This window comes from Mesorhizobium sp. M1C.F.Ca.ET.210.01.1.1 (genome assembly GCF_004791585.1).
Classification (GTDB): Bacteria; Pseudomonadota; Alphaproteobacteria; order Rhizobiales; family Rhizobiaceae; genus Mesorhizobium.
In genome coordinates this window covers 1-16,920 of the sequence record NZ_SRUU01000011.1, presented here as the reverse complement: position 1 = coordinate 16,920, position 16,920 = coordinate 1, and the positions used below count along the sequence as shown (strand labels likewise).

The window sequence follows — 16,920 nt, the reverse complement described above, 5'->3', positions numbered from 1 at the left end:
GTTTCCTCACGGCAGCTGAGCGACGAAGGACGCCGCGTTCGACACCGCGCCGAAGACGCCGCCCTGCATCTTGATCATCTTGATCGCGGCGAGATGATTGCCGTGGTCGGTCGCACCGCAGCAATCCTCCAGCATCACGCATTCGAAGCCGCGGTCGTTGGCCTCGCGCATGGTGGTGTGGACGCAGACATCGGTGGTGATGCCGGTGAGCACGATATTTTCGATACCGCGCTGGTTGAGGATCAGTTCCAGGTCGGTGGCGCAGAACGAGCCCTTGCCCGGCTTGTCGATGATCGGCTCGCCCTCGGCCGGATAGAGGTCGGGAATGATATCCCAGCCCGGCTCGCCGCGCACCAGGATGCGTCCGCATGGGCCGGGGTCGCCAATGCCGGCATTGATGCGGCGCGAGCGCCAGCGTTTGTTGGCGGGCAGGTCGGCGAGGTCGGGACGATGCCCTTCGCGCGTGTGGATGATGGTGTAGCCTTTCGCGCGCATAGCCGACAGCACCGCCTTGATCGGCTCGATCGGCGCGCGCACCAGCGAGAGGTCATAGCCCATATGGTCGACATAGCCGCCCGGTCCGCAGAAATCCGTCTGCATGTCGATGATGATCAACGCCGTGTTGTCGGGGCGAAGTTCGCCATTGTAGGGCCATGGATACGGGTCGGCGTCGATATAGCGCTGGGTGATTTCGGCTCTGGCGTTCATGGGCAGAAACTCCAGTTATTTGGTGATCGACAATTCGCCCGGCGCACCGGTAAGCGAACGGGTCGGCGACGAGGTGGCGATCATGATGATCAAGGTGAGGATGTAGGGCGCGGCGTAGAACAGGTAGTAGCCTTGCGTGACGCCGACCGACTGCAGCGCCGGCCCGAGCGCTCCGGCGCCGCCGAACAAAAGGGCGGCGGCAAAGCAGCCGAGAGGATTCCAGCGTGCGAAAATAACCAGCGCCACCGCCATCAGCCCCTGCCCCGACGAGATGCGCTCGGTCCAGCTGCCGGGATAGTAGAGCGACAGATAGGCGCCGCCGATGCCAGCCAGCGCGCCGCCGACGCCGGTGGCCACGAGGCGCACCGTATTCGGGTTGAGGCCCATGGCGCGCGCGGCGTCGGAACTGTCGCCGACGACGCGCACGATGAGGCCGGCGCGGGTGTTGCGGAAGGCCCACCACAGGACGAGCGAAAGTGCCGCCCCGATCAGGAACAGCACGTTGACGTCGAGTGCCGCCTGCACCTGCGGAATGTCGGACCAGGCGCCGAAGGCAATGGCCGGAAGGTTGGGCGCCTTCGGCTTGATGAACGGCTTGCCGAAGAAGAAGGCGAGCCCCGAACCGAACAGCATCAGCGCGATGCCGATGGCGATATCGTTGACCTTCGGGAATTTGCAGATCCAGCCATGGAACAGGCCGAAGCAAAGGCCGGCAGCCGCGGCGGCCAATAGACCGAGCCACGGCGAGCCGGTCATGACCGCGACCGCATATGCGGTCATGGCGCCGAAGACGAGCGTGCCTTCCAAGCCCAGATTGATGCGGCCTGACCGCTCGGTGATGGCCTCGCCGAGCGAAACGAAGATGAAGGGCGTCGACACGCGGATGGCGCCGCCGAGGATGGCAAGCGGCACGCCCCAGAGGCCGATGTCGGTGGCGCCCATCAGGAGGTCCTCTGCCAAAGGTCGGGATTGAAGGCCTTGAAGCGACCGTAGAAAGTTTCGCTGAACAGGATGACGATGAACAGCATGCCTTGCAGCACCAGCACGGTGGCGTCGGGCAGGTCCATGCGGCGCTGGATCAGCCCGCCGGACGCGTCGATACCGCCAAGCAGGATGGCGACGGGGATGATGGCCAGCGGATTGTGGCGGGCGAGGAAGGCGACGAGGATGCCGGTGTAGCCATAGCCGGCGGCGAGCGAGCTGTTGGCGCTGCCTTGCACGGCAGCAACTTCCAGCATGCCGGCAAGACCGGCAAAGCCGCCGGCAAGCGCGGTAAAGCCGACGATGAGCGGTCCGACAGCCAATCCCTGCACCTGCGCTGCCCTGACATTGCCGCCGGCGATGCGGGCGGCAAAGCCCCAGCGGGTCTTTTCGATTAGCACCCAGGAGAGCACGCAGGCCACGACGCCGACGGCGAGCCCCCAATGCACCTCCATGCCCGGAATGTTGCCGATGCGGTAAATGTTGGCCAGCGGCTGCGTCGAGGGCTTGTTGAGCGAGGCCGGGTCGCGCAGCGGCCCTTCCACCAGCTGGTTCATCAGGGCGATGGCGATATAGGCCATCAGCAGGCTGGAGATGGTTTCGTTGACAGCCCGGTAGTGGCGCAGCGCGCCGACGGCACCGATCCAGATGCCGCCGGCGGCCAGGCCCGCCACGCCCATGGCAAGAATGACGATGAAGGAAGGTGCGCCGCCCAGCGCCACGCCGATGGCAGCGGCGGCGACGCCACCGAGCACGATGGCGCCCTCGCCGCCGATGACGACGAGGCCGAGCCGCGCCGGCAGTGCCACGCAGAGCGCCGCGAGCAAGAGCGGTGCAGCGCGCGACAGCGAGTTCTGGATGGAGAACCACGAGCCGAAGCCGCCGCGCCACATTGTCTCATAGAGCTGGACCGGCGACTTGCCGACGAGCGCAATGAACAGGCTGAACAGGAGCATGCCGACGACCAGCGCCGCGAGCGGAATAACGAAAGCCTCTGCCCGCCTGGCGATCCATTCCAGCGCCGCCGGATATCCCCTGGCGCCGAGCATCGCCGGCGTGCCGGCACCTGCCACCGTGTCTGTCATCTTGCCGCCTCCGTCCGGGTCAGGCGGTCGAGCCGACTACGCCCTCGACGAGATAATCCATGCTTTCGAGCTCGATGGCGGTCTCCACGAAGGCCTGGCCTTCCGTCGCCACGACCGCGCCCTTGTTGCTTTTCAGCGGGCCCTTGATGACGGAGAAGCCGCCCTTCATCATTTCGGCCAGGGTGGCGTCGAATTGCTTGCGGGCCGCCTCGTTGACGGCGGGACCGAGCGGGCTCATCTTGACGAAGGCGTCGGCCAGGCCGCCGCGGGTGAAGTTGGGCAGCGGCTTGCCGGCGATGAGATCGTCGACAAACATCTTGTAGACCTTGGCCCAGTTCCACTCCGCGCCGGTCAGGTATTTTTCCGGCGCCAGCGGACTCTGGTTGGCGTGATAGCCGCAGACGAAGGCGCCGCGTCCGGCGGCCGTCTCGACCACCACCTTGGGGCTGTCGACATGGCAGGTGACGACGTCGGCGCCCTGGTCGACCAGCGCGTTGGTGGCCTCAGCCTCCTTCACCGCCAGTGACCATTCGCCGGTGAAGATGACCTGGCAGGTGATCGCCGGGTCGACCGAGCGCGCGCCGAGCAGGAAGGAATTGATGTTGAGCAGGACCTGCGGGATCGGCTTGGCGGCGACGAAGCCGAGTTTCTTCGACTTGGTGGTGTGGCCGGCGACGACGCCGTTGAGGTACTGGCCCATGCCGATATAGCCGAAATAGGAGCCGGCATTCATCGGGTGCTTGTCCTTGTTCCACATGCCGCCGCAATGGCGGAACTGCACGTCGGGGAATTTCGCGCACATGGCCAGCATGTGCGGATCGAAATAGCCGAACGAGGTCGGGAAGATCAGCGAGGCGCCGTCGAGATTGATCATCGATTCCATCGTCTTTTGCACGTCGACCGTCTCGGGAACGTTTTCTTCCTCGACGATGGAAATGCCTTCGATGGATTTCAGGGTCGCCGCGCCTTCGGCATGCGCCTGGTTGTAGCCGTAGTCGTCCTTCGGGCCGACATAGATGAAGCCGACGGTCGCGGCGGCGGCGCGCGCCGCGCGGATCGGAAACGCTGCTGAGGCCAGGCCGAGCGCCGCTCCGGCGGCGGAGGTCTTGAGCAGGTCGCGGCGGCTAAGCATGAATCTCTCGGTCATCGAATGCTCCCCTTTCTTGGACCCTGGCAGGGTCGGTTAACATGTTGTCAAGAAAGTGCATGCAATCGCTGTGCCAGTTCCTTTTTCTGATTTTCTGTAATAAAATCAACAGATGAATTTAGCAGGCCTGCATAAACCAAAGGCAAGTGCATGCACTTTTTGCCTGAAAAGCGATCAATTTGACACTGAGGTCAAAATCTAGGCATACAGGGATACGGCCTTGAGTCGAAATAGCCCGTGGGCCGTCCACCTTGCGGGTCGCCCGCAATAAACTGGGCGGGAGGAGACGTGTCGGGAAAGCGCAGCTTGGTCAGGTCGGGCACGACCGTGGATCAGATGGTGCGGGCGATCGCGGACCGCATCGTCACGGGCTATCTGCACCCCGGCGAAAAGCTCGACGAGGGCTCGCTCGCCGCCCGCTTCGACGTCTCGCGCACGCCGGTCCGGGAGGCGCTCGGCCAGCTGAGCGCCATGGGACTGGTCGAAAGGCGGCCCAATAGAGGCGCCATCGTCGCCGTCATCACGCAGGAGCATCTCGCCTCGATGTTCGAGAGCATGGCCGAGCTAGAAGCGATCTGCGCCCGCTTCTCGGCCGAACGCATGACCGGCGCAGAGCGTCGCTCGCTGGAGATGGAGCATCAGGCGTCGGCGCGACTGGTGCAGCTCGGCGCCGAGGAGGACTACGAGTATTTCAACACCGACTTCCACAGCCGGCTTTATCGTGGTGCCCACAACACGCATATCCATGATTTGACGGTGACGACCCGCAGCCGGCTGGCGCCGTTCCGGCGCGCGCAATTCATGCTGCCGGGCCGACTGGCCAAGTCCTGGCAGGAGCATGACATGATCGTCACCGCGATCATGCGCGGCGACGGCGTGGGCGCGGGTAAGGCCGCGCGAGATCATGTCTCTATCGTCAGCGAGGCGAGCGCGGTGTTCGCGGCCGATGATCGCAAGCCAACTCGGCGGGACGTGGCCTGAAAATTTCCGGACAGTCCGAGTCTCCGCGAACGATGTCTGCTTCCAGGCGGTGATCACTCCAACGACCGTGGTGGGGCGCAAAGCTGCCGACGGCGCGATTCGGAACGATCGCCCGCTTCAGGTCAAGGTCCGCCGAATTGCACGCCATTTTCGCCGATTACCGTACAGATTGCCCAAAGGTCTTTCGAAGCCCATGCTGTTGGGCTACGTCTGACGGCGTCATCAACTAGATCGAGGAATTGACGAACGGGCCAAAACCCATTCACCCAGAAGACAAACATTTACTCGACAACGCTCAATTCAAACTCAAAGAATTTGGCGTAACGTATTGATATTTAGTAGCTGGTGGGCCCGGAGGGTCATCGTTTTCTATAGGAAATCAAGAGGTTAGCGGACGGTTCGCCAACCCATTTTCCTCGTATTCTCTCGTATGGCCTGGCGAACCTAAAGACCGGGAGGACGACTAGAAGGATGTCGATGAATGCGTGTTAATCGAGCGTCTGAGCGCGGCTGCTTGGGGGCCGAATTCGACGTTTCGATTGGTAGATCGGCACATCTCGTCCAAAATAGTCTCCCAGCGCTGTGTGGTCGTGCCGAAGATGACGGCGGCTATTCTCGGCTCAGACTCAATTTGAGAACCGAAACACCCTGCCCATTTTGTTAGGCATCATGAAAATCTCCTCCGCCCGGGAGAAGCCGGCGTCCGTGCCCATGCCGAGCCATGTGCCGACCGTCTCCGGGAAATCGGCAAGAAGCATGTGCCTTTCCATCGAAGCAAATTCCTCATCTGAAACTGCCGACCATTCGTCACGCAGCAAAGAAAATCGTGCCAGCCAGGATAAGCGCTCCTCTCCTTCGAACAGCGCCGGCTCCCAAATGATAAACAGGCCCTTCCCGCCCAGAGAGCGGCGGGCGTCCCGCATCAGCTGTGCCTTGCCCGTGGCAGGTAGGTGGTGCAGCGACATGCCGATCCAGATTACATCGACAGGCTCAGACCATTCCGCCATGGCCTGGGCGAAATCATTGCACCGCAACTCGACCGGACATGGCAGACCGTCGAGCTCTTGTGCCGCCATTCGCAGAGATGCCTCAGACAAGTCGATGCCGACATAATTTCCGATCGCCGTCGTCTTCAGCATTGCGGCGGAGGCGCTGGCATCTCCACAGGCAATGTCGAGAAACCGGAATGACGCCGGTGCATGCTCGACAAGCAGATCGCGAAGGACGCCGTAGACCTCGCGATGGAACATGAGATTCGCGCCTACGATCTTGCGATAGGTTTGCAGTTCCTTGTTGAACATGTCCTGGGAGCCAAAAGCGTCGTCGCCTGCCCTGACCAGCATTGTGTCGTTCGAGGAACCTGCCATGACGTCCTCCCAATAGATGCGGCTATGACCGTGACTCAGAGATTGGAATTCTGGCGCTGCGTCCCCAGTGCATGCAGATGCAGCGCGCGAAACACCGCCGTGTGGCCTGGCGTGACGACACCCAACTGCATTCCCAGTTGATGCATGCGCCCGGAAAGCCACGCGACCTCGATGGGTCTCCCACGTTCGAGGTCATTTGCCATTGAGGATTTCACATGCGGAGGAAACGCGGACCACCTGGTCTCGACGCGGCCCGGGAACCCGTCGGCCATTGGGTGGCCGGCCGCTGCGGCTACCGCCATCCCCTCATCCCTCAACTGTTCAATGAATATGCGTGCTTCCGGATCGGCCAGGATCGGACCGATGCCGGAGCGCATCAGCGATGTTCCTCCCGAGAAGGCGCAAAGCGTTACAAACTTCTCCCAAAGCACTTCGTCGATGTCTGCGACTGGTTTGAGCTCGAGCCCGATGGCGCGATCACACAACTCCCGCAATTGCTCGATGACGGGATCATTTTGGCCGCCGACCAGGATTTGCGGCAGCCCGCCGGAATGAACGACCTCGCCCGGCTTGCTGATGAAGCCGGAAAGGTAGGTGGCGCCGCCGATCACGCGGTCGCGCGGCAGGTGACGACAAAGAATTTCGACGCTGTCGATGCCGTTTTGCAGCGTAACGATGCGCGTGTTGGCGCCTACGAGGGGTGCGATGGATGCAGCCGCCTCCTCGCTGTCGTAGAGCTTGACAGCGAAAATCACCAGATCGACGGGTCCGATATCAACCGCCGCTTTGCTAGCGGACACAGGCGCAAGAACAAAGCTGCCGAGGTCGCTCTGGATACTCAGACCAGTCTGGAGCATTGCCGCGAGGTGCGCTCCGCGAGCAATGAAGCTCACGTTGCCCCCAACCTGGGCTAGCCTGGCGCCAATATATCCGCCAATGCCGCCCGCTCCCATCATTGCGATCCGCATGCCGTCCCCTCGACGTCAGCTGTCGCCATCAACCCGCCAAGCGTTGCTGACCGATTGGTGAGCCCAAAACGAATATTAGCAGTTTCTTCAGTGACGAACCAGTTGGCAGGTGATTATTCCAGGCCTGCATTTCGTAGGCCTTCGATATATCTGGCACGGTCCTCTGACCGTATCAATGGGTGGTATTTCTCGACCCAGTCGATGCTGAGATTCGGCTGCAGCCGTTTGCATTCGACTAGTCCTTGACGTGCGATTTCCAGATCACCGGCCAGTCCTGCGGCTGCTGTGAGTGTGCGCCAAGCGGTTCCAAAATTTGGTCTCATCAGTACAGCCCGACGTTCAGCTCTTACCGCTTCGGCGTAGCGGCCGGCGACCAGATGGCAAAGACCCTCCACCGAAAGATTCGCTGCTTGGGTTTGATCAAGGGGACTCAGTCGTCGTGCGATTTCGAGCTGGCGGAGGCCATCTTCGGCAAGCCCCGCATAGCCGTAGGCTACCCCCAAGATTATGTGGACGAATGCAAAGTTCGGGTTGCGCTGCAGTGCCTCGTTCAGTTCCTCCACTGCCGGCCCAAATCGTCTCGAAAACGCGGATATGTAACCTGCCGCGAAATGGGCCCATGGGTCGTCGGGATCGAGGTCTATCGCACCTTGGGCAAGCGCGAGGGCACTAGATATGCCCGACTCAAACTCCAAATTGCCGGAAATTACACGGGTGGCGAAGGCCCACGCGAGTAGGCTGCGGGCGCGAGCGTAGTGGGGATCAAGCTCAATCGCTCGCTTCAGGAGGTTGATGCCAGTGTCCTCGTCCTGAATAACCCATGTCCAGATATAAGGCATTGCTCGGACAACGCAGCCCCACGCATCGAGACTCTCCGGCGTCTTACTTTGAAGGCGAAGGCGTTCAGCTGCGTAAATCTGCGGCTCTATCGCGGCGACAACGCTGTGAGTGATCTCGTCCTGCACTGCGAAAATATCAGAGGCGGGGCGGTCGTAGCGCTCTGCCCAGATGTGATTGCCGCTGGCCGCGTCAATAAGCTGGCCAGTTACCCGCAATCGCTCACCCGCCTTGCGAACGCTGCCTTCCAGTACATAGCGAACATTCAGCTCGCGCGCGACCTGACGGATATCTGGCGCCTTGCCTTTGTACGCGAAGGACGAATTGCGCGCGATAACGAAGAAGCCCCGCAGCTTGGATAAGGCGGTAATGATGTCCTCCGCGATCCCGTCGCCGAAGTATTCCTGTTCGGTGTCGCCGCTCATGTTCTGGAACGGGAGGACAGCAATCGACGGCTTGTCGGGCAGCGCCAGTTTTCCACCGGAGACGTCGGGCACTGTCGGCTCTTTTTCGGTGCCACTGTTTAAGGCCACGCGATAGGCTCGCACCGGCCGTGCAATGTTTTTGAGTTCCTGGTCGCCGATATCCTCGAAATCAACTTTGAGCTTATCGCGTACCTGTTCATACGCCGCACCCGACAGGCAAATACCGTTAGGTTGGGCGATACCTTGCAGACGGGCAGCAATGTTGACGCCGTCGCCCATCAGGTCGCCGTCGCTCTCCTCGACTACATCGCCAACATGTATTCCTATGCGAAACTCGATACGTCGATCAGGCGGCACCCCGGCGTTGCGTTCGAGCATGGCGTTCTGCACTTCGATAGCGCATCGGAGGGCATCGACCACGCTACGGAACTCGACAAGGGCTCCGTCACCGGTACGTTTCACCACGCGTCCGATGTGTACCGCGATGGTAGGATCAACCAGATCGCTGCGGAGCGCCCGCAGGCGCGCGAGAGTCCGATCTTCGTCCACGCCAGCCAGTCGGCTGTATCCGACGACGTCGGCGGCCAGGATCGCCGCAAGCTTGCGGGTCTCGCTCATTTGCCCCTCCTTCCCTATCCGACATATCACAGACTCAGGAGGGCTGCTCCATTTAGATCCGTTCGGCCTGGGGCCGCTTCGGGTCTGAAGTGCGACACAACCGGCGATGTGTGCTTCCAGGAGGGCCAAGGCCGGGCTGCCTGAGTGACAAGTATGCCGATCGTCTATACGCAACGGCGGCTGTCTGGCTAAACGCGACCACTAGCGAGGTCGCCCGTTATTGGCGCCGGCACTGCACGCTCGCATTCGAGGTAGGACTAGCTACGCTCGCCAGTCGAAGCGACCTATGGGAGAGCCGGGACACAAGCATGGAGCGACGCCTCACCGCAATCCTTGCCGCCGACGTCGTCGGCTACAGCCGCCTGATGGGAGCCGACGAGGTTGGCACGCTTGCCATCTGAAGAGGCTTCGCGCTGAAGTCATAGAGCCCAAGATCACAGAGTCGCACAGCATGCCAGCCAGGCTCGACGGGAGCATGATCGATATAGTGAACTGAAGCGGCCATGAATGACATGACGGCGAAATGATGCGCCTGTTTCAAGTGTCCCAGCTAAGTGTCTGATTGCCCGATGCGTAGAAAGCGCGCCCCACAGCTGACAACACCGCCTCCTCTGGAAGCGACCAAATTGCCGCGGCTCCAAACGATACGTTGGCCAGGAAGCCAAAATTCAACCTGGCGTGCTGGTCTTCAGAGGAAGCGGCTGATCGCCCAGGAGCACTCTGACAACGAAATCACGAGCATCTTGGGGGTCGAGGGAATGCTTTGCTATGAGGTCCCGACACTCGTTGACGATCTGATCGGCGTCTTGCATGACCTTGAGCTCTTTGTAGCGATCGTGCCGATGCAGCCCCAGCTTTCACCAACCACTTCGAGGATATTGATGATGCGGAATGGCCAATCGCGCTCGTGGGCACACAGTTCGCGATGATCGGAATGATAAACCGCAACCAACGCGTCGACACCCGCAGCACGCGCCGCTTCAAGTTCTCTCAGCTGCAACTCGCGTTTGAACTTTGGAAGCACACCGACATGTACGCTCTGCAGACCCACAGCCGGCTGGTTCAGATCGACAAGCGAGATTCCGGGAACCATCTTAAGGATTTCGGTGGCGGCCTCCACGATGCCCGCTACGCCAGGATGCTTGTGCAGCGCGACGCGCATCTCGAGCCTGTGCTGGAGATGCGGCTTTAACTGCGCCAGCCGCTGGCCGAGGAATCTTAGGAATGGGTTCATCTCGAACGGGCGGGAGCCGCGCTGTCGTTCTACGGTCGGCAGGATGGTTTCCGTGAATTGAACGTAGCAGGTCGGACACCAGGTGATTACCTGTCCCAACCTGGAGTGCGACAACTTCTCCATCGAGCTCGACCCCATGCGACCGCTCATCTCGGCATCACCGGACTTGAGCTGCACGATGCCGCAACAATGGCTGGGACCGCCCATGACCCGGTAACTGACGCCGAGCACATCCATGATATCGAGCGCAAGCAAGGCAATGTGCGGCGTCTTCAGCACATTGCAGCCGGTGTAAAACACGAAATCCGCCGGCTCGGCGGGCATGGATACCGACGCTGATTTTTGGCCGAGCCGTTCCAGGACTTCCGTCTCGAGTTGCAAGCGCGACAGCATCGTCACACCGCGGCTGACCTCGCGGTACCTCTCGACGGCTGTGATGCGTCTCTCAGTAAGCTCTTTGTCGGACTTCGCAACACCGAGGCGTGCCATTGCGAGGAGAAAGCGCGGATTGACGCCGTAATCGCACGCCTTGATACATTCTCCACTGAGCATGCAAGCGGCTGCCCATTTGCGGGACGCTTCCGGACCGCTGCCGTTTCGCACAAGATCGAGAACACCGCCGATGAGGTCTCCGCGCCTCGCATCCGAGATGCCGGCGGGCGCTACGCTTGGACAAACCTCAACGCACTTGCCACATCGCGTGCAAGCGTCAACCATATCCTGGACACGTTCGCCCAGAGCCGTCTCGAAGGATGTCTCGTTCACCGGGGGCATCGCGGGCTCCGAGCCTGCTGAAGAATGGGCCGTACGCGAGCATTGGCGGCTCGCAAATTAGCATAAGAACCGGCAATCTTGAAGGACAGGCTTTCGTCCTCCGCCGCACTCGCTCGACCGTGCAAAGTGAGGCCCGCGGCCTAATGGAAAGAACTTAAAGTACTCCAGCATGAAGTGCTGGATTCCACGACCGGCGTACGGGCAGAATAAAGATCACAATCACCTGAAGGAGGGCTTGCGTCGGCGGGCTTGCCGGAATGACGGGAGCCGGGTGGCAATCGCGGCCGCGTCATTATCCTTCAATCCGCAATGTCTGCTTTCCGGCGTCGTGCGTCTCACTCCTCGTTCCATTACAGTTAGTCTAGACGGGGCGCTTGCGTAGCATTTGACACAGCAAGTCCAGCGCCCTTTGCGCTGCGATGAGGTCCACGACTGGATATCTGGTTTCAAACGCGTCGATCACGGATCGTAGCCGCGTCTCGGCGTCGTTGACGCGACCTTGTCGCGCGAGAACTGGTGCTAGTTGCGTTGTGGCGCGAAGCTCGAAGAATCTCGCTTGCTGGCCGACGGGCAGTAGCAATCGCTGTTTCGAATAGGCGCGCGGCACCAGCTAAGTCACCATTGTCCGCGGCGATTTGGCCACGGAGCCGCATGCATTCTGGCCTAGACCGCACCTTTCACGCAGGGCGACCCGGCCAGCCTCTTCCCCTTAACAGCGACAGCCTGAGAGGTGCACCCCGAGTTTGTCTTCGCTGACCGCGAGATCGATGCCTTTTTTGGGGCGAGTTTAACGATTTGCATGCACTTGTTCTCCGCAGCGTCCTACCGGATCGGCGTCGCCTGGAACGCCTCTCGGAGCCACCGCCCGTGGCCCCACACCCACACTTGAGTAAATCGGATGGTCATCCGATACTCCTCTTGCCCCATGGAGAGCCTATTGCATTGGCTGCGGACGTGCTCGCGGAGAGCGCTTTCGCGGAGTGCATCCTGCTCTCCCTCAACAAGCAGTTCAGCCGTCGTCGTTGATGGTCGATGCCGAATGAGCAGTCGTCCTAGTGACTATATTAGTATTTGCTAATGGTGTATACCAAGAACTTCATCGACGGGTTTGAGGGCCGTCTGGTGCATCAGGGAGCAACCTACCGTAAGGCTTGTCTAGTAGGAGTGATCATCATGGTCACTGCGTTCGAGGCCAGCGCCGCTCTAGCCCACAGCCCCAACGGGAACTGGACGTATCCACCTGCCTGCTGCCATGGCGACCAAGTTAGCGGAGAGTGCGAAAAAATCCCAAGCCTGGCGGTGACGCCACGACCAGACGGCTACGTCATCATCCTGCGACCGGGCGACCACCGAAAAGTAACCCACCAGAACCGCTACTTCGTGCCTTACGACGCTGTTATCCCGTCAGGCGACGATAATTTCCACATCTGCCTGCATCCGACCGAAGAGGATGAGAATTGCTTCTTTGCGCCGGCAGATGCGATCTGAGCGTTTCTTCATCTTTGTCCTATTGAGCTTGTGCCGGGTGGCGCGAAAAAGCACGTCCATCTAAATCTCTGATAGGCTTGGTACTGCATGCGGGGAGTGATCGATCTGTAGAACGTCATCAGACGCTCACAAATGTGGTAGCGATCATCCGGTGAGGTCTGGACACGCTCTCTGGGTATAAACCACTCCGGCTCCTGTGGCTCGTTTAAGTAGAAGGGGCGTGGCCGCCGCACGAAATAGCCATCTTTTGTCATCCTGACTTCGCTCGGATCAATCGGGTGACAGTCCTTGCCTCCACAGCAGTCATACTGGAGAACTGGGTCCGTCTTACCAGTATACCAATCATGGGCCTCGGCATTGCCGAGCAGAGCGAGCCAGGCCGTTGCGAGATAGCAGTTTGACCGCGCCATGGAAAATCCCCTCGCAGCCGGCATATCACATTAGAGGTTTCTAATCTTCAGGCTGGAGGTCGCATCAGTCGCCGCAGAGGTCCGGCGGCGCCCTTACCAATTGCCTGATCGCTTCTGCCCTACGCTCATGAGCGCGCGAGAGGCGGATCGATCGAAGCTGTCGGCGCAGGCCGCTTCGACGTCAAATTTTGTCAAGCCAACGTCGCGTAAGTGGAAATTGGACAGCCGGCCAATCGAACGCTCAATCTCGCGGCGGGTTCGCCACTCATCAGTAAGGGCAAGCAGGCGTTCGAACGGATGGAGCACAGTCCCCCGCGAGCGCCGTGCGGTCTGGGCTAGCGGCGCTTGTGCCGCATTCTGCCTGATGGTCATGGTATCCTCCGTTGGTCGAGGTTGCGCGAAAGAAGATCACCATGACGGCAGAAGAGGGTAAGTCGCCAGCACAGCTTCGGAAGCGTTCAGCTTCAGATTGTGAACTGGCCTTAACCCTTCTGGAGGCCTAACTTGCGGCAGAGGAGCGTTCAGCCATGACGCGACGGCCTTACGGATTGCTCTGTCCGATCTCGCGCGCCTGCGAGTTCCTGGAGCCGCGCTGGACGATCCAAATCCTGACAGAGCTTTGGAACGGCTCGACCCGCTTCAACGACATTCGCAAGGGCGTAGGCAACATCTCGTCCGCCCTCTTGTCGAGGCGGCTCAAGGAGATGGAAGCGTTGGGCCTAGTCGAGCGCATCGAGGACGAGGCGTCGGGCACCATCGCCTATTTCCGCACCGAGAAGTCGATCAAGCTCGAGCCCGCGATGAACGCGCTGGCGGAATGGGCGCAATGCAACATCGAGGCGGAGGTCGCGCTCGCCGACGTGGATGTTTCCACCCTGATGTGGTTTGTGCGTCGAAAGATCGACCTCGCTGAGCTGCCGAGGCGACGTGCCGTCATCCGCTTCCATTTCCGCGACGATCCCCCGCCGAAGTACCCTCATTACTGGCTTGTGGTCGAGCCGGGCGCCAATGTGCCCGAGCTATGCTCGGCCGACCCGCGCCGGGACGTCGACCTTTACGTCGAGACCGGCGTTGTTTCGCTGGGGGCCATCCTGGAGGGCCGCTCAAGCATCGAGCGCGAGAAAGAAAGGGGCGGCCTTTTCCTGAGCGGCGACCCCGGCCTTGCCCGAAGCATGGACCGTTGGCTGCGAACCTCGGTCTATGCAGCACTCGAAGGAATCATCCCGCTTTCTTGAACCATACTGAGGTTGGGTGGTTTCGGCCCGGCACAAATCAAGCCGTCGAGTGTCATGTCAGAGTGGGTCACTGATCCCGCCTCGTCGACTGGACTCAATTCGTCTGCCATGGCGCAACCGCGACCTCCATAATCGCCGGCAAGGTCCGCTTTCAGGAAGCTGCGAAGTCGACCTCTACGGCCGAGATGAGGCGGCCGTCGAAATCAGATTTGCGGGCCTCGATCCGAGATCACGTGGATCAGCCATACTGACATTATGGCTAATTAAACGTCGTCTCCGGCCCAGTCCACAAAGCTCCCGCTAAGCGCCAATCCAGGATTGGCCCATAGCGCTCGATAGCCCAAGCCGGGCGACGAGTATGGCGAGTTCGGCCTGGCGGTGGGTGTTGGTCTTGGAAAATACCGCGCTGAGCTGGGTGCGGACCGTTTCGCGGCTAATACCAAGTGCAATTGCCGCGGCATTGATGCCGTCGCCCGAGGCGATCCGAGCGGCCAATCTGGCTTCGGCCGCAGTCAGGCCGAATGCAGCACTCAGGCGCAGTGCATCCGGGCGCGCCAGAGACCTCAGATCTGTCAGCAGGAGGATGGCGCAGCCGGTCGTGAACAGATCGCTGCCGAATGCGGTCAGCGGCATCACCTCCGCCAGAAGCCAAGGCCTTTCGCCGCGACAGATGACCACTGGTGCGGTAGGAGGAGATGCCTATCGCCGGCTACGCAGGCCGAGCGAGAGCTGCCGAAGCCGATTGTCGCTCGCTGGGTCTTTGGTCGCCGGGCGACCTCTGACAAGGTAGAAGTCCTCGCCAATCAGCTTCTATGCCATAAGATTCATGTCCTTTGCGCGACCCTCGGCGTTGAGCACCAGCGCGGCGCTTGCTCGTTCAAGCGACGAGAGTCCCGACGCGAGCTGAAACGCCGCGAACCGCTTCGCGAGCCTTACGATCCTGCCAAGATGCGGACCAACTGCTGCGAAACAGCGGGTTTCCTCAGGAACGAACCCGCCACGGCGCGCGCCACGATAAAGCGGCAGGCTCCAGCGATGCGCATCGACCATGAAGGGCGTTGACGCATACCAATCCCTTGCTCCCGGACGAGCAATTTCCTGGTAGTAGGGCAGCGTCCTGCGTTCCTCCTCCGTCGAGATCTGATTTTCGACTAGCGTGGTGTAGCCTGCCCGGCGAAATGCCGGTGCTCTCCTGGTGTGAGGATCCGGAGCATCGGCCTCATTGCGCAGCCACAATTCGTGGAATTCGGCGTGCTCGGAAGAGATAGGCATCTTCGGTAGCACCTCTTCGTCGTCTGAGAAGAAGGTGCAGCTTTCGGCTCCTAGCGACTCAGCAAGCAATTGCAGCGCGCGAGGCCACTTGGCTGGTGCCAGGACCGCATCGTAACAGGCCTCGATGGCCCGTTCAGTTCGCTCCGCCAATAGCATCGACCCATCTCGCGGTCGGGTAGGCAAGTTCAATAGCACGTCGCGCCCCGGAGCGACAGCATGCTGGATATCTGCCCATCCTGCCAGCAGAGACGCGCCCCCGGTTCACCCGTACAGGTGATGCGAGGCAAAGTCGCCTAGAGCATCCTCCTGTTCGACCGCCTATTGGAGGCCCAGGAACATGCCCCTTACCCCATGCATCGCTGACCGGGCGGAACCCGGACGGGCGAAAGGCAAGCTGTTTGCTGTATTGTTGAGTCTGGCAATGCCAACGCCGTCCACGGCGGGGCGGATTTCTTCTGTGGATCTAGAACTGATTCTTTGCGCGGATGTTTCGTCCTCAATGAGCGAGGGGGAACTGCATCTGCAGCGGGAAGGATATGTCAGCGCGCTGCGCGATCCCGTCGTGCTACGGTCAATCAAGTCCGGCCGACATGGCAAAATCGCCATAGCTTACGTCGAGTGGGCAGGCCCAAACTATCAGCGTGTCCTCGTGCCGTGGACCGTTCTCGACACGCCCGACGATGCGGCCGGCTTCGCCGGGGCCCTCCGGGTTCAGCCGATCGTCCGAGGACATGGCACCTCTATCACGGGAGCATTACTGGCGGCGGGCAAGCTGTTGGCAGGCTCGCCGATAGCTGACCGCATGGTCATCGATGTCTCCGGGGATGGAGCTAACAATTCAGGTTTGCCCCTTCAGCCGGTGCGCGACGCACTCATTGACTCCGGCGTCACCATCAACGGACTGCCGATTTCGTTGCACTCAGCAGACATACTCGACAGTTTCGGTCCCGGCTACGTCGAGCTGTATTATGAAAACTGCGTGATCGGCGGTTCGGGAGCCTTCATCGTCACTGTCGAAAAGACAGCCGACTTCGCAAAAGCGATCCGGAACAAGCTCGTGAATGGAATCGCCGGTTTTTCCGTCAGCGTGCAACCTGCAGCCTTTCAGATTCACTCGCGACGGAGCGTCGATTGCGTCTCAATCGGAGAAGCCCCTGGACGATAGGGAGCAACGTAAGATCGGCACCATTGCCGGTTGGCACGTTATGCTGACATTGTACGCCGCGCGACTATCGGGCACGGAAGGGCCGCTAAGGGGCCGCTGAACGAAACCCGCTGCGCGGGAGGGCGCGAACGGTTGAGGTAGAGGTCAAGAACCGGACGTCGCGCTCGCATTGAGGGTGGTTCGGCAGCGGCAGAGCATCACGGGCTTCTTCAACAAGGAGCCCGA

Annotated in this window: 15 protein-coding genes; 4 read left to right on the top strand and 11 right to left on the bottom strand. The window is 60.7% G+C overall.

The annotated features are described in order from the left end of the window. Nucleotides 1–6: 6 nt before the first annotated feature. The 4 genes from EN853_RS14335 to EN853_RS14320 are packed head-to-tail and all read right to left on the bottom strand — an operon-like array spanning nucleotide 7 to nucleotide 3,921. Nucleotides 7–708, bottom strand: coding sequence for an isochorismatase family cysteine hydrolase (locus tag EN853_RS14335; RefSeq protein ID WP_127860418.1), 702 nt, complete (start codon nucleotides 706–708; stop codon nucleotides 7–9). 15 nt (nucleotides 709–723) lie between these two features. Next, nucleotides 724–1,650, bottom strand: a complete 927-nt coding sequence (locus tag EN853_RS14330) for an ABC transporter permease (RefSeq protein ID WP_127860417.1) — start codon at nucleotides 1,648–1,650, stop codon at nucleotides 724–726. After that, nucleotides 1,650–2,738, bottom strand: a complete 1,089-nt coding sequence (locus tag EN853_RS14325; protein WP_245517002.1) for an ABC transporter permease — start codon at nucleotides 2,736–2,738, stop codon at nucleotides 1,650–1,652. The genes EN853_RS14330 and EN853_RS14325 overlap by 1 nt, the downstream gene beginning before the upstream one ends. Nucleotides 2,739–2,793: 55 nt before the next feature. After that, entirely contained in the window at nucleotides 2,794–3,921 is a 1,128-nt protein-coding gene (locus EN853_RS14320; RefSeq protein WP_127860415.1) for a BMP family ABC transporter substrate-binding protein, read from the bottom strand. A 306-nt stretch (nucleotides 3,922–4,227) separates the two neighbouring features. On the opposite strand from EN853_RS14320, the gene EN853_RS14315 reads away from it, so the two are divergent. Further along, complete coding sequence (locus tag EN853_RS14315; protein ID WP_127860589.1) at nucleotides 4,228–4,902, top strand: GntR family transcriptional regulator; 675 nt, start codon at nucleotides 4,228–4,230, stop codon at nucleotides 4,900–4,902. A 626-nt stretch (nucleotides 4,903–5,528) separates the two neighbouring features. Here the strand turns inward: EN853_RS14315 and EN853_RS14310 are convergent. The 4 genes from EN853_RS14310 to EN853_RS14295 form a co-directional block, all read right to left on the bottom strand. Continuing rightward, on the bottom strand, nucleotides 5,529–6,269 hold the full coding sequence (locus tag EN853_RS14310) for a class I SAM-dependent methyltransferase (protein WP_127860414.1): 741 nt from the start codon (nucleotides 6,267–6,269) through the stop codon (nucleotides 5,529–5,531). Nucleotides 6,270–6,304: 35 nt separating this feature from the next. Further along, a complete protein-coding gene (locus EN853_RS14305; RefSeq protein WP_245516979.1) occupies nucleotides 6,305–7,237 on the bottom strand; it encodes a 2-dehydropantoate 2-reductase in 933 nt (310 codons plus the stop codon). 113 nt (nucleotides 7,238–7,350) lie between these two features. Continuing rightward, nucleotides 7,351–9,117: an adenylate/guanylate cyclase domain-containing protein gene (locus tag EN853_RS14300; RefSeq protein WP_127860413.1), complete on the bottom strand. Its 1,767-nt coding sequence runs from the start codon at nucleotides 9,115–9,117 to the stop codon at nucleotides 7,351–7,353. Nucleotides 9,118–9,883: 766 nt separating this feature from the next. Continuing rightward, nucleotides 9,884–11,116, bottom strand: a complete 1,233-nt coding sequence (locus EN853_RS14295) for a (Fe-S)-binding protein (protein WP_245516977.1) — start codon at nucleotides 11,114–11,116, stop codon at nucleotides 9,884–9,886. A 1,182-nt stretch (nucleotides 11,117–12,298) separates the two neighbouring features. On the opposite strand from EN853_RS14295, the gene EN853_RS14290 reads away from it, so the two are divergent. Then, a complete protein-coding gene (locus EN853_RS14290) occupies nucleotides 12,299–12,613 on the top strand; it encodes a hypothetical protein (protein WP_127860412.1) in 315 nt (104 codons plus the stop codon). Between the two features lie 503 nt (nucleotides 12,614–13,116). Here EN853_RS14290 and EN853_RS14285 read toward each other — a convergent pair. Continuing rightward, nucleotides 13,117–13,395 carry a hypothetical protein gene (locus EN853_RS14285; protein ID WP_127860411.1) on the bottom strand — a complete coding sequence of 93 codons (279 nt, stop codon included), beginning with the start codon at nucleotides 13,393–13,395 and terminating at the stop codon, nucleotides 13,117–13,119. 155 nt (nucleotides 13,396–13,550) lie between these two features. Between EN853_RS14285 and EN853_RS14280 the strand changes: the two genes are divergently transcribed. Further along, complete coding sequence (locus EN853_RS14280) at nucleotides 13,551–14,258, top strand: helix-turn-helix domain-containing protein (RefSeq protein WP_127860410.1); 708 nt, start codon at nucleotides 13,551–13,553, stop codon at nucleotides 14,256–14,258. A 300-nt stretch (nucleotides 14,259–14,558) separates the two neighbouring features. Here EN853_RS14280 and EN853_RS14275 read toward each other — a convergent pair whose 3' ends face one another. After that, the gene (locus EN853_RS14275) at nucleotides 14,559–14,891 is read right to left on the bottom strand and encodes a helix-turn-helix transcriptional regulator (RefSeq protein ID WP_127860409.1); all 333 of its coding nucleotides are present in this window, start codon (nucleotides 14,889–14,891) and stop codon (nucleotides 14,559–14,561) included. A 177-nt stretch (nucleotides 14,892–15,068) separates the two neighbouring features. Then, nucleotides 15,069–15,686 (bottom strand): hypothetical protein, encoded by a 618-nt coding sequence (locus tag EN853_RS14270; protein ID WP_127860408.1) that lies wholly within the window; start codon nucleotides 15,684–15,686, stop codon nucleotides 15,069–15,071. Between the two features lie 181 nt (nucleotides 15,687–15,867). Here EN853_RS14270 and EN853_RS14265 point away from each other — a divergent pair, with 181 nt between their 5' ends. Continuing rightward, the gene (locus EN853_RS14265; RefSeq protein WP_127860407.1) at nucleotides 15,868–16,695 is read left to right on the top strand and encodes a DUF1194 domain-containing protein; all 828 of its coding nucleotides are present in this window, start codon (nucleotides 15,868–15,870) and stop codon (nucleotides 16,693–16,695) included. The last annotated feature ends 225 nt before the right edge of the window (nucleotides 16,696–16,920 follow it).

What these genes read in the sequence shown, in the direction of transcription:
- EN853_RS14335 (WP_127860418.1), bottom strand. Translation starts at nt 708, where the DNA reads ATGAACGCCAGAGCCGAAATCACCCAGCGCTATATCGACGCCGACCCG.
- EN853_RS14330 (WP_127860417.1), bottom strand. Translation starts at nt 1,650, where the DNA reads ATGGGCGCCACCGACATCGGCCTCTGGGGCGTGCCGCTTGCCATCCTC.
- EN853_RS14325 (WP_245517002.1), bottom strand. Translation starts at nt 2,738, where the DNA reads ATGCTCGGCGCCAGGGGATATCCGGCGGCGCTGGAATGGATCGCCAGG.
- EN853_RS14320 (WP_127860415.1), bottom strand. Translation starts at nt 3,921, where the DNA reads ATGACCGAGAGATTCATGCTTAGCCGCCGCGACCTGCTCAAGACCTCC.
- EN853_RS14310 (WP_127860414.1), bottom strand. Translation starts at nt 6,269, where the DNA reads ATGGCAGGTTCCTCGAACGACACAATGCTGGTCAGGGCAGGCGACGAC.
- EN853_RS14305 (WP_245516979.1), bottom strand. Translation starts at nt 7,237, where the DNA reads ATGCGGATCGCAATGATGGGAGCGGGCGGCATTGGCGGATATATTGGC.
- EN853_RS14300 (WP_127860413.1), bottom strand. Translation starts at nt 9,117, where the DNA reads ATGAGCGAGACCCGCAAGCTTGCGGCGATCCTGGCCGCCGACGTCGTC.
- EN853_RS14290 (WP_127860412.1), top strand. Translation starts at nt 12,299, where the DNA reads ATGGTCACTGCGTTCGAGGCCAGCGCCGCTCTAGCCCACAGCCCCAAC.
- EN853_RS14285 (WP_127860411.1), bottom strand. Translation starts at nt 13,395, where the DNA reads ATGACCATCAGGCAGAATGCGGCACAAGCGCCGCTAGCCCAGACCGCA.
- EN853_RS14280 (WP_127860410.1), top strand. Translation starts at nt 13,551, where the DNA reads ATGACGCGACGGCCTTACGGATTGCTCTGTCCGATCTCGCGCGCCTGC.
- EN853_RS14275 (WP_127860409.1), bottom strand. Translation starts at nt 14,891, where the DNA reads ATGCCGCTGACCGCATTCGGCAGCGATCTGTTCACGACCGGCTGCGCC.
- EN853_RS14270 (WP_127860408.1), bottom strand. Translation starts at nt 15,686, where the DNA reads ATGCTATTGGCGGAGCGAACTGAACGGGCCATCGAGGCCTGTTACGAT.
- EN853_RS14265 (WP_127860407.1), top strand. Translation starts at nt 15,868, where the DNA reads ATGCCCCTTACCCCATGCATCGCTGACCGGGCGGAACCCGGACGGGCG.